The organism is Alistipes sp. An54 (genome assembly GCF_002159375.1).
GTDB classification, from domain to species: Bacteria; Bacteroidota; Bacteroidia; order Bacteroidales; family Rikenellaceae; genus Alistipes; species Alistipes megaguti.
In genome coordinates, this window is record NZ_NFIA01000010.1 from 1 (window position 1) to 13,786 (window position 13,786).

At 61.4% G+C, this 13,786-nt stretch carries 11 protein-coding genes and 1 rRNA gene; 7 read left to right on the forward strand and 5 right to left on the reverse strand.

Annotation, left to right across the window (positions count from 1 at the left end):
• Positions 1–325 (reverse strand): 16S ribosomal RNA (locus B5G09_RS09870); the annotation flags it as partial.
• 42 nt (positions 326–367) lie between these two features.
• On the opposite strand from B5G09_RS09870, the gene B5G09_RS09875 reads away from it, so the two are divergent.
• On the forward strand, positions 368–1,030 hold the full coding sequence (locus B5G09_RS09875; protein ID WP_087405029.1) for a hypothetical protein: 663 nt from the start codon (positions 368–370) through the stop codon (positions 1,028–1,030).
• Entirely contained in the window at positions 1,023–1,568 is a 546-nt protein-coding gene (locus tag B5G09_RS09880; protein ID WP_241147627.1) for a YiiX/YebB-like N1pC/P60 family cysteine hydrolase, read from the forward strand. The genes B5G09_RS09875 and B5G09_RS09880 overlap by 8 nt, the downstream gene beginning before the upstream one ends.
• A 279-nt stretch (positions 1,569–1,847) precedes the next feature.
• On the opposite strand, the gene B5G09_RS09885 is transcribed toward B5G09_RS09880, so the two are convergent.
• Both B5G09_RS09885 and B5G09_RS09890 read right to left on the reverse strand, forming a co-directional pair.
• Entirely contained in the window at positions 1,848–2,519 is a 672-nt protein-coding gene (locus B5G09_RS09885; RefSeq protein WP_087405031.1) for an MgtC/SapB family protein, read from the reverse strand.
• A 31-nt stretch (positions 2,520–2,550) separates the two neighbouring features.
• Positions 2,551–4,068 carry a S41 family peptidase gene (locus tag B5G09_RS09890; protein WP_087405032.1) on the reverse strand — a complete coding sequence of 506 codons (1,518 nt, stop codon included), beginning with the start codon at positions 4,066–4,068 and terminating at the stop codon, positions 2,551–2,553.
• A gap of 132 nt (positions 4,069–4,200) precedes the next feature.
• Between B5G09_RS09890 and rpmI the strand changes: the two genes are divergently transcribed.
• The 4 genes from rpmI to gltB all read left to right on the forward strand — a co-directional run bounded on the left by rpmI (position 4,201) and on the right by gltB (position 11,342).
• Positions 4,201–4,395, forward strand: a complete 195-nt coding sequence (gene rpmI / locus B5G09_RS09895; RefSeq protein WP_009598828.1) for a 50S ribosomal protein L35 — start codon at positions 4,201–4,203, stop codon at positions 4,393–4,395.
• Between the two features lie 120 nt (positions 4,396–4,515).
• On the forward strand, positions 4,516–4,860 hold the full coding sequence (gene rplT, locus B5G09_RS09900) for a 50S ribosomal protein L20 (protein WP_087311651.1): 345 nt from the start codon (positions 4,516–4,518) through the stop codon (positions 4,858–4,860).
• 72 nt (positions 4,861–4,932) lie between these two features.
• Positions 4,933–6,174 carry an MFS transporter gene (locus tag B5G09_RS09905; RefSeq protein WP_087405033.1) on the forward strand — a complete coding sequence of 414 codons (1,242 nt, stop codon included), beginning with the start codon at positions 4,933–4,935 and terminating at the stop codon, positions 6,172–6,174.
• Between the two features lie 689 nt (positions 6,175–6,863).
• Entirely contained in the window at positions 6,864–11,342 is a 4,479-nt protein-coding gene (gltB, locus tag B5G09_RS09910; RefSeq protein WP_087405034.1) for a glutamate synthase large subunit, read from the forward strand.
• Positions 11,343–11,426: 84 nt separating this feature from the next.
• Here gltB and B5G09_RS09915 read toward each other — a convergent pair whose 3' ends face one another.
• Positions 11,427–12,371 carry a hypothetical protein gene (locus B5G09_RS09915; RefSeq protein ID WP_241147628.1) on the reverse strand — a complete coding sequence of 315 codons (945 nt, stop codon included), beginning with the start codon at positions 12,369–12,371 and terminating at the stop codon, positions 11,427–11,429.
• 193 nt (positions 12,372–12,564) lie between these two features.
• Between B5G09_RS09915 and B5G09_RS09920 the strand changes: the two genes are divergently transcribed.
• Positions 12,565–13,287 (forward strand): MBL fold metallo-hydrolase, encoded by a 723-nt coding sequence (locus tag B5G09_RS09920; protein ID WP_087405035.1) that lies wholly within the window; start codon positions 12,565–12,567, stop codon positions 13,285–13,287.
• 88 nt (positions 13,288–13,375) lie between these two features.
• On the opposite strand, the gene B5G09_RS09925 is transcribed toward B5G09_RS09920, so the two are convergent.
• Positions 13,376–13,705, reverse strand: coding sequence for a cation transporter (locus B5G09_RS09925; RefSeq protein ID WP_087405036.1), 330 nt, complete (start codon positions 13,703–13,705; stop codon positions 13,376–13,378).
• Positions 13,706–13,786: the final 81 nt, after the last annotated feature.

A 13,786-nucleotide genomic window follows, 5' to 3' on the forward strand; every position in this document is an offset into this window, starting at 1 on the left:
TACCAATGTGGGGGGTTAACCTCTCAGTCCCCCTATGTATCGTCGCCTTGGTGAGCCGTTACCTCACCAACCAGCTAATACAACGCATGCCCATCCAAAACCACCGGAGTTTTCAACATCGGAAGATGCCTTCCAATATATTATGGGGTATTAGTACCAATTTCTCAGTGTTATCCCCCTGTTCTGGGTAGGTTGCATACGCGTTACGCACCCGTGCGCCGGTCGCCGGCAATTGAAGCAAGCTTCAATCCCGATGCCCCTCGACTTGCATGTGTTAGGCCTGCCGCTAGCGTTCATCCTGAGCCAGGATCAAACTCTCCATTGTATAAAATGTTTTGTTAAATCTTTAGCTCAAATCTCAAAGGTATTGTTTGAAATCACTCTTTTTCAAGAGTGGAAAACTTTAGCTGCTCAATCACTTCAAAGAACGCTGTTCGTATATGGCTATATGAACAATTCCTTATTCTTGCGGGGTTCCGATCGCTTCTCTCTGCCCTCCTTCGCCCCTGGACTGACCGCCGTTTTTTCAGCGGAAAGTGGTGCAAAGATAAACACTTTTTTTGAAACCTCCAAATCTTTTTTCAAGATTTCTTTTCAATTCGAAAACTTCCAGAACCCTCTCACTCGCATCTCGGCCATCGCTGACCTCCTTGCGGGCTGCAAAAGTAACAACCTTTTCCGAATCTTCCAAATCTTTTCGAAAGATCTTGTCAAAACGTCTCAGAACCTCGTCACTTCGGTCGAAATCCCGCGGCTGCAACCGCCGTCTCTCTCTCAAAGCGGGTGCAAAGATAAGCACTTTTTTCCGTCCCCTCCAAATATTTTCCACACTTTTTTTGCCCCTCTTTTTACCCAAATCTCCAACATCCCTATCCGTCAGGCAGTTACTTATGAAAATTTTTTAATATCTTTGCCCGAAGTAAACCACGCAGAAAATAAAACGGACACTTATATATATAGCGACCCTGTGGGCGGCTTTTGCCTGCACGGCATCAGAGCCCGAAATCCGGACCGGCGATCTGTTGTTTGAGGTCGGCGCCACATCGGAGATGAGCGGAGCAATCACCGCCGCAACCGGAGACGACAGCCCGCTGAATTTCACCCATGTAGGAATTGCAATCACCTGCGAAGGGGCCGATTCGGTACTCGAAGCGACCAGCAATGGCGGGGTCCGGATGACTTCGCTGGATGAATTTCTGAAGAATGCGTCCCGAATCAATGACCGTCCGGCCGTCGTGGCCATGCGCCTAAGCGATACGACGGGCGTAGCAGCCTCGGTCGCACGGGCGCGAAGCTTCAGGGGACTCCCCTACGACTACTCTTACCGCCCGGACAATGGACGCTTCTACTGCAGCGAACTGATCTGGGAGAGTTATCGCACGCCGGACGGGGAGCGGATCTTTCCGGCCCGGCCGATGAATTTCCGAGCTACAGACGGGACGATGCCCGCCTTCTGGATGGAGTTGTTCGAACGGCTGGGAGAGCCGATTCCCGAAGGTGAGCCGGGTACCAATCCCAACGATATGGCCCACGATCCGCACCTGAAAGAGGTCAGCCGCTGGTTCTGAAAGGGACGACAGCCGTGCGCCGGAAGCACCGACGTTCGTGCTCCCTTCCCGAACGTACTTCCTTGCCTCCAACACCGTCCAAAACAGCCGTCTCGCGACCGTTTTTTCGAAACCACCCTCCCCGGACTGTCCTCGAGAACCACCCCTGAGACAGCCCTTCGGCACTCAGCATTCTAAACGGTCCCTCTCGGTACCCGGCCTCAAAACGCCCCCTCTCATCTCTCTGAACTGCCCCGGCACCCGGTCCCCGAAACTCACCTTCCCGACACTCGTCTCCGGTCAGACGATGCGCTCGATCGTAATGTCGGGATCGGCCCGCAGCAGGTCGATATAACCCTCCTCGCTGACCGCCCCCTTGGAGCGGATAACCAGCGTGGCGCGATAGACAATGCCGTCGGGCGTGCGGGCGGCCTCCACCTCATAGGAGATTACCGCGTAGTCGCGGCTTTCGAGCCGGTTGAACATGGCGTCAACCACAGCCCGCGTCGGAGCCGAAAAGACAACCATCGTGCGTCGGCAGCCCAGTCCGCCGAAGAAGAGCGACAGAACCTCCAGTCCGAAGAGCGTCAGCACGGTTGCCGCGGCGGCCACGAGATACATGTGGCCGCCGGCCGCCAGACCGATTCCGGCCGTGGCCCAGAGGCTGGCCGCCGTGGTCAGACCGCGGACCAGCTGCCGGTGGATGATGATCGTGCCGGCGCCGATGAAGCCGATACCACTGACCACCTGGGCCGCAATGCGGCTCGGGTCCAAACGCAGGCCGTCGTGCGAGGCCAGAAAATCCTCGAAGCCGTATTGCGAAACGATCATCATCAGCGCACTTCCGAGCGCCACCAGAAAATGGGTGCGGAAGCCGGCATCCTTGACACGGTACTCACGATCCAGGCCGATCACCGTACCGCACAGCCCGGCCACACACAAACGAATCAGAAAATCCCACTCCATATTCATCATTCACTCCGTTACGTTGACACGCCTCACATCACTCCACGCCGAGCAGTTCGAGGGCCTTCTCCAGAGCGGCGTCACGCCCGGCACGGATGTCATCCAGCGTATCCTCAACCGTCACATCGGGGGCAATACCCAGCCCGACAAACTCCTTGCCATCCGAGAAACGCACCTCCTGCGTACAGATTCCACACTGCAGACCGGGCAGCAGCTCGTAAAGGGCAACAGTTCCGGCACACCCCGACGTCGGCGTTCCGACGGTCGACATGTGGGGTTGCGAAGCGGCCAACGCCAGGAAACACTCCGCGGCCGAGCCCGTCGCATCGTTGACAAGAATCACGGTCGGCACCTCCAACACCTCGCGGCTGCGCGGAAAGCGATAGGCGCTGCGCTCGGGTTCGGAGAAGGCCGCATCGTTGTAGTATTCATAGGCCAGCTTCACGCGGGCATTGCCCACCGTGTCGGCCGGCGTGGCATCGGAACCCCACGAAGCCAGAGCGGCATCATAGATCCGCGTACGCCAGACGGCACCGCGGAGAAGCGTATCGCGGGTCAGATGCGAAAGGAATTCGGCGGCCATACGACTGCTGCCGCGTTCGTTCCAGCGCAGGTCGATGATCAGCGCCCGGGCCCGGTTCTTTACCCCGGGGAAGGCATCGTGAAAGGCCCGGAAGACACGTCCGGGGCGGAACGAACCGATCTTCAGACAGGCCACGTCACCGGGATACCACGTCACGCGGAAATCCTCGTGCAGTTCGTCCCATCCGTGTCCGGGCAGAGCCGTGCAGGCGATCCGCTCACCGGCTTCGGGCCGGGCGTTGACCAGCCGCACGCAGGCCTGCGAGCCATCCGGGCGGCGGAAGGTCACCTCATGCGGCGAGCCGACCATATCGAGCAGCATCTGCTCGACGGCCAGACGCCGCCGCACACGGTCGGTCGAGGCCGAAACGCGTGTCATCACCTCCCCGAGCCACGCCTCGACGGGCCGGCCGTCGACCGCCAGGATCTCGGATCCGGGCGGCATGAGTTGGGCCTTGTCGCGGCTCACCTCCGAGACCACGACATGCCCGCCGACATCCATCAGGCGCAGCAGCCATCCATCCTCGAAGCGGACGGCCGACTGCGGGAAGTCACGGCTGTGGCGGATGAAGGTCTGTTCGTTCTGCAGGCGGGCGCAGAGCCCCTCGAGCTGGCGGTAGAACTCCACGTCGTTGCGGGCCTGCTGCACGGGGACGATCATCGAACGGTAGAGCGAATCCCAGCGCTCGACGCCAAAACGGTCCATGTAGGCGAAATTGCGCCGCACCTCCATCCAGAGCTTCGAGAGGGCGAAGAGACGCTGCTCCGGGCTCCAGGGCGTATGCGAATAGCCGGCCCAGGCCCTGCCGCGCAGAACGCCGTGGCGACGGTGCGGGACATTCACGGTACGGTAAACCATCGTATCCCCCCTCAATTCGACACCCACGGTCTGCACGGGCGGCTGCTGGGCCTTGGCCCCGGGCACTGCTCCGACCGCCGCGAGCAACGCAAACAACCAGATAGACTTCCTCATGACGCAACGTTTTTGATGCAACAAATTACGAAAAAAGGGCGAGACCGCAAAGTTTTCGCGGCAAAAGATTGCACGAAGCAAAAAAATTCGTACTTTTGCAGGCTATGTTTAACTAATTAACTGTTTACGAAAATGCCGAAAATGAAAACCAATGCCGCTGCGAAGAAGCGTTTTACCTTCACCGGCACAGGAAAGATCAAGCGTAAACACGCTTATCACAGTCACATCCTGACCAAAAAGACGACGAAGCAGAAGCGGAACCTCTGCTATTCGGGTACCGTATCTGCGGCCGACGAGGCCAAAATCAAGAACCTGCTGGTGAAGTAATCCGCCGGCCGATTCGGATAGCCGCCCGCCAGGGCAAACCCAATTCACAAACCGGGACAAACCAGCCCCGAAGAACACGGGAGAACCGTGTCGCTGGCCGTCCTCCAAAAACTTTACATTATGCCACGTTCAGTAAACGCTGTTGCGTCTCGCGCACGTCGAAAGAAAGTTTTGAAACTTGCCAAGGGTAACTTTGGTTCAAGGGGAAACGTATGGACCGTTGCGAAAAACACGGTCGAGAAAGGGTTGTGCTTTGCCTATGCACACCGTCAGCTCAAGAAGCGGACATTCCGTTCGCTGTGGATCATGCGTATCAACGCTGCCGTCCGCGCCCAGGGAATGACCTATTCGCAATTCATCGGCAAGCTCAACGCCAAAGGCATCGTCCTGAACCGCAAGGTGCTGGCCGATCTGGCCATGAACGAGCCGAAGGCATTCGAGGCAATAGTTAACGCAGTTAAATAACCCTTCTGACGAGGGTTCAGCACGGCGGATACCCTCACGGGTGCCCGCCGTTTCTTTTCTTTCCCGATCCCCATGTCCGCAGAGAACTGGAAACATACCTTCGCCGTCATCTGGAGCGGTCAGGCCGTCTCGATCCTCAGCAGTTCGATCGTCGCCTACGCGATCATCTTCTGGATGAGCGTCGAGACGCGTTCGGCCGAGGTGCTGGCCCTTTCGGCCATGGCCGGCATGCTGCCGCAGGCCGTTCTGGGGCTCTTCGTGGGGGTCTACATCGACCGCTGGGACCGCAAACGCACGATGATTCTGGCCGACAGCTTCATCGCCCTCTGCACGCTGGGGCTGGCCGCGCTGTTCTGGAGCGGGCGGGCCGAGCTGTGGCATGTCTACGTGCTGCTGGCCTGCCGTTCGGTGGGGACGGCCTTCCACGTACCGGCCATGCAGGCCTCGGTGCCGTTGCTGGCCCCCGAGCGGCAGCTGACACGCATCGCCGGCGTGAATCAGGTGATTTCGTCGTTCTCGGACCTGGCAGGACCGGCGCTGGGAGCCCTGCTGCTGGGGCTCACCTCGATCGGCAACATCCTGCTGCTCGATGTCGTGGGGGCGCTGATCGCCTGCACGACGCTGCTCTTCGTCCGCATTCCGAACCCCGAGCGCCCGGAGCGCAAGGCCGATCTGTGGCGCGAACTGCGCGAAGGATTCGCCGCCATGCACTCGCAACCCGGTCTGGGATGGTTCTTCGTGCTGGCCATCGCCATCTGGTTTCTGATCATGCCCGTCGGGGTGATGTTCCCGCTCATGACGCTCAACCACTTCGGCGGCGGCACCTGGGAGATGAGCTTCGTGGAGATCATCTGGGGCGGCGGAGCCCTGCTCGGCGGGGCGATCATGGGGGCCCGCAACTACCCGATCAACCGCATCGTGCTGATCAATCTGATGTATATCGTGGTGGGGCTTTCATTCCTGCTCTCGGGACTGCTGCCACCGACGGCCTTCTGTTGGTTTGCGGTGCTGACGGCCGCCGCCGGCGTCTCGAGCAGCGTCTTCAACGCCTCGTTCGTCGCCGTGCTCCAGACCCGCATCGAGGCGGGTCTGCTGGGACGCGTGCTGTCGCTCTACCGCAGTTTCGGACTGCTGCCCTCAGCCCTCGGGCTGCTGAGCACGGGATTTCTGGCCGAGCAGGTGGGGCTGACCACAACGTTCGTCCTCTCGGGAGGAGCCATCTGCCTGCTGGGGAGCGTGGCCTTCTGCCTGCCGTCGGTGCTGCGGCTCGACCGACACCCCGAACAGCCGGATTCCTCTTCCAACAAGCGGTAATCCACCCCGGCCATCGGCCCGACACCCTGCCACCACCCTCCGGGAGCCCCCCTCAATCGGCCACAAATCACCCCGGCCACCAGCCCGACACCCTGCCACCACCCTCCGGGAGCCCCCCCCTCAATCGGCCACAAATCACCCCGGCCACGGCCCGAACCTCGCCGCCATCCCTCCGAAACACCTCCTAACCGGCCGCAAACCTACCCGGCCACCGGCCCGACATCTTGCCGCCTCCGGCACACGTCCCAACAACCCGTCCATCGCCCCGCGACAGCCGACTTTACCTCATACCGTCCCGTCCGTACCCGATCTCGCCCAACAGCCACCTGCGCCTCCCCACTCTCCGGCCCTTTCGGGGCCGACCGTCCATCGCCCCGCAACCAGCGGCACTATTCCCCTCACTTCCGACGCCCCCACCATTTCCGACCCACGCCCCGGCGGAATTCCCCTCCTTGCAAAGAGCAGTCAATGCAACACACTTAGAACCAACACAATAAGTTTCCACCCACACTTTGCAAGGCCGGAATAATATTAAAATAATTTCAAAAATAACCCTCCGATTTGCATCATTTTTCAAAAATCCTTATCTTTGTAAGTATTGACTGCTGCCGGAGAGGAGGGGGGGGGTAAAACAAAAATCACCCCGTCGCCCCGCCACAGTCTGTCGAAGGTTAGTTAGCGAGAATCCTATGAAGAAAACGTATGCCATGCCGGAGGGTGGACTCTACCGTCCGGAGAACGAGCATGACGCCTGCGGGGTCGGACTCGTCGTCAACATCAACGGAAACAAATACCACTCGGTCGTCGACCAGGGACTCTGCGTGCTGGAGCACATGGCCCACCGCGGCGCCGAAGGTTCGGACAACAAAACCGGTGACGGTGCAGGTATTCTGGTGCAGATTCCGCACGAATTCATCCTGCTGAACGGCATTCCCGTCCCGGAAAAGGGGCGCTATGGCGTGGGAATGGTCTTCCTGCCGCGCAACGAGGAGGACCAGCGGCTCTTCATGCGGCTGGCCACCGAATCGGTCGAGGAGCAGGGGCTGCAGCTGATGGCCACACGCCGCGTGCCGGTCGACAGCACGATCCTGGGTGAGGATGCCGCCGCCACGGAGCCCGACATCTGGCAGCTCTTCATCGTGGGGTGCGACGACCGCCAGCGGCTCGAGGAGCTGCTCTACGTCGTGCGCAAACGCCTCGAGGCACGGATCGCCTCGTCGACGATCCGTGACAAGCGAAGCTGCTACATCGCCAGCCTCTCGACGCGCACGATCGTCTACAAGGGAATGCTCTCGTCGCGCCAGCTGCGCCACTACTTCACCGATCTGCAGAGCCCCTACTTCTCGAGCGCCATTGCGCTGGTCCACTCGCGCTTCTCGACCAACACCTTCCCGACATGGAGCCTGGCGCAACCCTTCCGGCTGATCGGCCACAACGGCGAGATCAACACCATCCGCGGCAACCGCCTCTGGATGGGGACGCGCGAGGCGGTGCTCCATCCCGAATTTGCCGGGCGGACCGACGGCGGACTGGGACCGATCATCCAGCCGGGGATGAGCGACAGCGCCTCGTTCGACAATGCGCTGGAGTTCTTCCTGCGGGGCGGCATGTCGCTGCCCCACGCGCTGGCGATGCTCGTTCCGGAGAGTTTCAACGAGAAGAACCCGCTCTCGAAAAAGCTCAAGAGCTTCTACGAATACCACTCGATCTTCATGGCGCCGTGGGACGGTCCGGCGGCGATCATCTTCTCCGACGGACGCTACGCGGGCGGCATGCTCGACCGCAACGGACTGCGTCCGGCACGCTACCTGATCACGCGCGACGGACTGATGGTCATCGCCTCGGAGACGGGCGTACTGGATATCCCGGCCAACGAGATCGAATCGAAGGGGCGCCTCGAACCGGGCAAGATCCTGATGGTCGACACCGAACAGGGGCAGATCCTCTTCGACGACGAGATCAAGCGCCAGCTGGCCGCGGAGCACCCCTACGACGAGTGGCTGCACGACAACCGGATCATCCTGCGCCACATCACCAGCGGACGCCGCGTGACGCACGAGGTGCCCCATTACGCCCAATCGCTGCGGGCCTTCGGCTACGACCGCGAGGAGATCGACCGCATTCTCAAGCCGATGGCCACGGCCGCGGCCGGCCCGACCGTCTCGATGGGCGACGACACGCCGCTGGCCGTGCTGTCGGAACAGCCGCAGCGCTTCTTCAACTTCTTCCGACAACAGTTCGCCCAGGTGACCAACCCGCCGATGGACTCGATCCGCGAGGAGCTGGTCATGTCGCTGACCAGTTACATCGGCGCCGTGCGCAAGAACATCCTCAAGCCCTCGGCCGAGCTGTGCAAGGTGGTGATGATGGCCTCGCCGATCATTTCGGACCGCGATCTGGACATCCTGCGCAACCTCGAATACAAGGGCTTCCGCACCATCACGCTGCAGATGCTCTTCCCGGCGGGAGGCGACGGACGGGCGCTCGAAGAGGCGCTCGACGCGCTGTGCCGGGCGGCCGAACGGGCCGTCGACGAGGGTTACAACTACGTGATCCTGAGCGACCGCGGCATCGACCCGGAGCACGCCGCCATCCCGTCGCTGCTGGCCATGTCGGCCGTGCACCACTACCTCATTTCGCGCCGCAAACGGTCGCAGATCGCCGTGATCGTCGAGAGCGGCGAGGTGTGCGAGACGATGCACGTGGCGCTGCTGATGGGCTACGGCGCCAGCGGCGTGAACCCCTACATGGCCTTTGCCATCCTCCGGCAGCTGACCGCCGCGGGCGAACTGCAACTCGACTACGAAGGGGCCGAGCAGCACTACATCCGGGCCGTCGACAAGGGGATGCTGAAGATCATGTCGAAGATGGGCATCTCGACGATCCGCAGCTACCGCGGCGCGGCGCTGTTCGAACCGCTGGGCGTGGGCGATGCGCTGCTCGAACGCTACATGGGCGGCGGCCACTCGTCGATCGGCGGCATCGGGCTCGAGGAGGTGGCGCGCCAGGCCTCGGCCCTGCATGCGCGGGGCTTCGCCGCTCCGGCCCTCGAAGAGAGGCCGCTCGAGAACTTCGGGCGCTACGCCTACCGCCGCGACGGCGAGTTCCACGGCTGGAACCCCGCCACGGTGCTCTCGCTGCAGAGTGCCGCCCGCACGGGCGACGAGGCCACCTTCGCCGAGTTCACCCGCCAGGCCGAACACCGCGACAAGCCGCGTTTCCTGCGCGATCTGATGGAGATCGTCAGCGACCGCCGGCCCATCGCACTCGAGGAGGTCGAACCGGCCGGGGAGATCATGCACCGCTTCGTCGTGGAGGCGATGTCGTTCGGGGCCATCAGCAAGGAGGTGCACGAGACGATCGCCGCAGCGATGAACCGCATCGGCGGCCAGAGCAACACGGGCGAAGGGGGCGAAGACCCGGCCCGCAACACGCCGCTGGCGGACGGCACGTCGCTGCGCAGTGCCGTGAAGCAGGTGGCTTCGGGACGCTTCGGCGTCGATGCCGAGTACCTGGTCAACGCCGACGAGATCCAGATCAAGGTGGCGCAGGGGGCCAAGCCCGGCGAGGGCGGCCAGCTTCCGGGTTTCAAGGTCGACGAGATGATCGCCCGCACGCGCCACTCGATCCCGGGCATCACGCTCATCTCGCCCCCGCCCCACCACGACATCTATTCGATCGAGGATCTGGCCCAGCTGATCTTCGACCTGAAGAACATCAACCCCGAGGCGCTGATCAGCGTGAAACTCGTCGCCGAGAGCGGCGTGGGGACCATCGCTGCGGGCGTGGCGAAGGCCAAGGCCGACAAGATCCTCATCAGCGGTTCGGACGGCGGCACGGGAGCCAGCCCGGCCGACTCCATGAAATACGCCGGCGTACCGGTCGAAATCGGACTGGCCGAGATCCAGCAGACGCTCGTGGGCAACCGTCTGCGGGGCCGCGTGCGGCTGCAGGCCGACGGGCAGATGAAGTGCACCCACGACGTGCTGGTGAGCGCCCTGCTCGGAGCCGAGGAGTACGGATTCGGCACGGCGGCCCTCGTGGTGCTGGGGTGCCGGATGATCCGCAAGTGCCATACGAACTCCTGCCCGATGGGCGTGGCGACGCAGAACCCCGAACTGCGGAAGCGCTTCACCGGCAAGCCCGAACACCTGATCACCTACTTCCGGCTGCTGGCCGAAGATCTGCGGCGCCGAATGGCGGCCATGGGTTACGCGCGGCTCGACGATCTGATCGGCCGCAGCGACCTGCTGCGCCAGCGTCCGATTGCCGCCGGCGCACCGGGCGACGGACTCGATCTGCGACGGCTGCTCTTCCGCCCGGCGGGTGATGCCGATCGGCGCCATACCCAGCCGCAGGAGCACGCCCTGACGGAGGTCATCGACCGGCAGCTGCTGCCGCTCTCCGACCGGGTGATCGACGAACGGAAGAATCTCGTGCAGGCCCAGCCGATCGCCAACACGGACCGCAGTGTCGGAGCGATGCTCAGCGGCCACATCACGCGCCGCTGCGGCAGCCGGGGACTCACGACGGGTTCGCTGACGGTGACCTTCCGCGGAAGCGCCGGTCAAAGTTTCGGCGCCTTCCTCTGCCCGGGGGTTACGTTCCGCCTCGAGGGCGACGCCAACGACTACCTGGGCAAGGGGCTTTCGGGCGGACGGCTCGTTGTCGTACCGCCTGAAGGGAGCCGCTTCGCCGCCGAAGGAAACGTCATCGCCGGCAATACGCTGCTCTACGGCGCCACGGCGGGCGAGGCCTACATCAACGGCCGGGTCGGCGAACGCTTCTGCGTGCGCAACAGCGGAGCGACGGCCGTCGTCGAGGGAGTCGGCGACCACGGTTGCGAATACATGACCGGCGGCCGCGTGGCCATCCTCGGACAGACGGGCCGCAACTTCGCCGCAGGCATGAGCGGCGGTATCGCCTACGTCTGGAACCCGCGCGGCGATTTCGACTACTACTGCAACATGGAGATGGTCGAACTGACGCTGCTCGACCGGGCCGATGACCGCGAAGAGCTGCACCGGCTGATCATCACCCACGTCCGCCACACGAACAGCGCCATCGGCCGTCGGATGCTGGAGAACTGGGAGAGCTACGTGCGGCAGTTCATCAAGGTGACGCCCGTCGAATACAAGCGTTACCTCGAACAGACGCAGAAGCAGTGATCCGCTGGCAAGGCTCCGGACACGAAAAAAGGCTGCATCCCCTTATGTGGATGCAGCCTTTTTTCGCGGTCTTGCGGGAGGAGGTTACTCCTTCGGATAGACGTTTCCGTTGTAGAAGATGCGGGACTGACCGTTGGTCCACTCGACGCGGACATCGGGAGCGGGATAGCCCGTCGTATCGTAGTCGGAGGTCGAGGTAAACTCACACTCCTGGGTTCCGCCGATGATCCGCAGCCCGACGAAGAGTCCGTCGGTCACGGTGTAGGACATGCTCAACGGGCGGGATCCAGACATGTTGGCATAGATCGAGAGGCCCGAAGCGGATCCGTTGATCCGAAAGGTCTCGCCGTGGCAGGAGGAGTAGGCCAGCGTCACCTTCTCATCCTCGGGGCGGAGGACAAAGCCCTCGTCCGAAGTACTCCAGTTCGAGGATCCGATGTGACTGCCATCGACTTCGGCGGCTATGCCTGAGAGACGAATGGTATAAGATCCGTCCTGATTGTCCGTGAGCGTCGTGGTGCCGCCGTACATGTTGACCTGCGACTGCACGCTTCCGTAAGCGGAGTCACTGTAGAGTTTGAAATCGGGCTGCATCTCCACACGCCATTCGGCTCCGTTGGCCAGTTCGGCGGCACCGCCCGTGCGGACAAGCAGCGAGCCTTCGAGATGGAATCCGTCGGGCATCAGATAATCCTTCGAGAAGGTAAGCATATATCCGTCGTCTGTCTCCTCGATCTTGGTTCCGGAGTTGAAAAGCGCCGAAAGCAACAGCTGATTGTTGTACTTCACCGTCCCGATGGTCACCTCATCTTCCCCGGCGGCCCGTTGCTTGGCCACCTCGGCAGCCATCACGGCCACCCGCATGCCGGCATTGGCAGCCTGCATGGCGACCCGATCCTGGGTCATGACGTAGGTGTAGATATATTGACCGGGCTGTACGGGCAGCCAGTCCTTGTAGGAGTCATTCTCCTTGACACAGCTCGAGAGCGCCAGGGCCGCGAGCATCAGCGTAGCAAAAATTCTCTTCATGCGATGTTGTCGGTTATACGTTTTCCATAAAACGGGCTCCGGAGCGGATTACTGCATGCCCGAAGCAAAAAAAACAGGATCATGTCCCAAAGGTACGATTTTTTTACGAAGGAGCGGAATATTTGGACAATTCGCCGCAAAATCGTATCTTTAATCCACGATGAAGACCCATTTGATAATCGGAACAACCATTATGTCCTTACTTACCTTCTTCGGATGCGGCCGTTCAAAGGCCCCCGAATACCCGTCGGACACGCTCACGGCGCGCGACGGGCGCGAAATGACGTTTCACTTCTTCAAACACGCCTCGCTGGCCATCGAGACCGGCGGGAAGTGGATCTACGTGGATCCGGTCAGCGAATACGCCGACTACGCCTCGCTGCCGAAAGGCGATCTGGTGCTGATCACCCACTCGCACCACGACCACCTGGACATCACGGCCGTGGATCGGATTCTGACCCCCGAGACGGAGATTCTCTGCGACCGGACCTCGGCCGAAGCCTTCGAGATGAACTGTTACACGATGCGTCCGGGGAGCGTCGCCACGCCGCGCGACTACGTGAAGATCGAGGCCGTGGCGGCCTACAACACCACGCCGGGACACCTTCAGTTCCACCCGAAGGACCGCGAGGATTGCGGTTATGTGCTGACGATCGGCGGGACACGCATCTACGTGGCCGGCGATACGGAGCCGACTCCGGAGCTGAAGAAGCTGAAAAACATCGACATCGCCTTCCTGCCTGTGAACCAGCCCTATACGATGACCGTCGATCAGGCCGTGGAGGCGGTCAAGGCGATCCGCCCGGCGATCTTCTACCCCTACCACTACGGCGAAGTGGAGGAGAAGACCGATCTGGAGCGCCTCACACAGGAGCTGGACGGGGTGACCGAGGTCCGCATCCGGCCGCTGGAATAACCCTCGCGAGGCTTTTGCCCGCCCGAAACGAATCGGGGCGATCTCTCAGCCGAGAGACCGCCCCGATTCCTTTGAAAGAGGCAGGCAGTTACTTTTTCGCCGCGGATTCGGTATTCGAGGACTTCTTGACTTCGGCCTTCACCTTGAGCGAGGCCAGCCCCTGGATGATCTTCTCGTCGCTGTTCTTCGAGGCATCGTAGACCACGGTCACCTCCTTTTTCTCGAGGCTTACCTGTACGTCCTTGATCCCCTTGCCGAGCGAAGGGACGTTGTTCAGGATCTTGTTGACACAATGTTCGCAGTCGACTTCGGCCGCAAAGATCGTCGTCACCATCTTTTTGGGAGCGCCCTTGGGGGCAGCCACCGTCAGGCCCACGCCCATCACCAGGGCCAGGCACAGCATCAGAATTCGTTTCATTGTTTTTGCCATTTTATCGGTTGTTGTTTCGGTTTTGTTTTCCGGGTTTTCCGGCATATCGGTCTCCTGTCAGGTATATCG

Coding starts and splice junctions, on each gene's coding strand:
- B5G09_RS09885 (WP_087405031.1), bottom strand. CDS start 2,519: ATGAATATGGAGTGGGATTTTCTGATTCGTTTGTGTGTGGCCGGGCTG.
- B5G09_RS09890 (WP_087405032.1), bottom strand. CDS start 4,068: ATGAGGAAGTCTATCTGGTTGTTTGCGTTGCTCGCGGCGGTCGGAGCA.
- rpmI (WP_009598828.1), top strand. CDS start 4,201: ATGCCGAAAATGAAAACCAATGCCGCTGCGAAGAAGCGTTTTACCTTC.
- rplT (WP_087311651.1), top strand. CDS start 4,516: ATGCCACGTTCAGTAAACGCTGTTGCGTCTCGCGCACGTCGAAAGAAA.
- B5G09_RS09905 (WP_087405033.1), top strand. CDS start 4,933: ATGTCCGCAGAGAACTGGAAACATACCTTCGCCGTCATCTGGAGCGGT.
- gltB (WP_087405034.1), top strand. CDS start 6,864: ATGAAGAAAACGTATGCCATGCCGGAGGGTGGACTCTACCGTCCGGAG.
- B5G09_RS09915 (WP_241147628.1), bottom strand. CDS start 12,371: ATGAAGAGAATTTTTGCTACGCTGATGCTCGCGGCCCTGGCGCTCTCG.
- B5G09_RS09920 (WP_087405035.1), top strand. CDS start 12,565: ATGTCCTTACTTACCTTCTTCGGATGCGGCCGTTCAAAGGCCCCCGAA.
- B5G09_RS09925 (WP_087405036.1), bottom strand. CDS start 13,705: ATGAAACGAATTCTGATGCTGTGCCTGGCCCTGGTGATGGGCGTGGGC.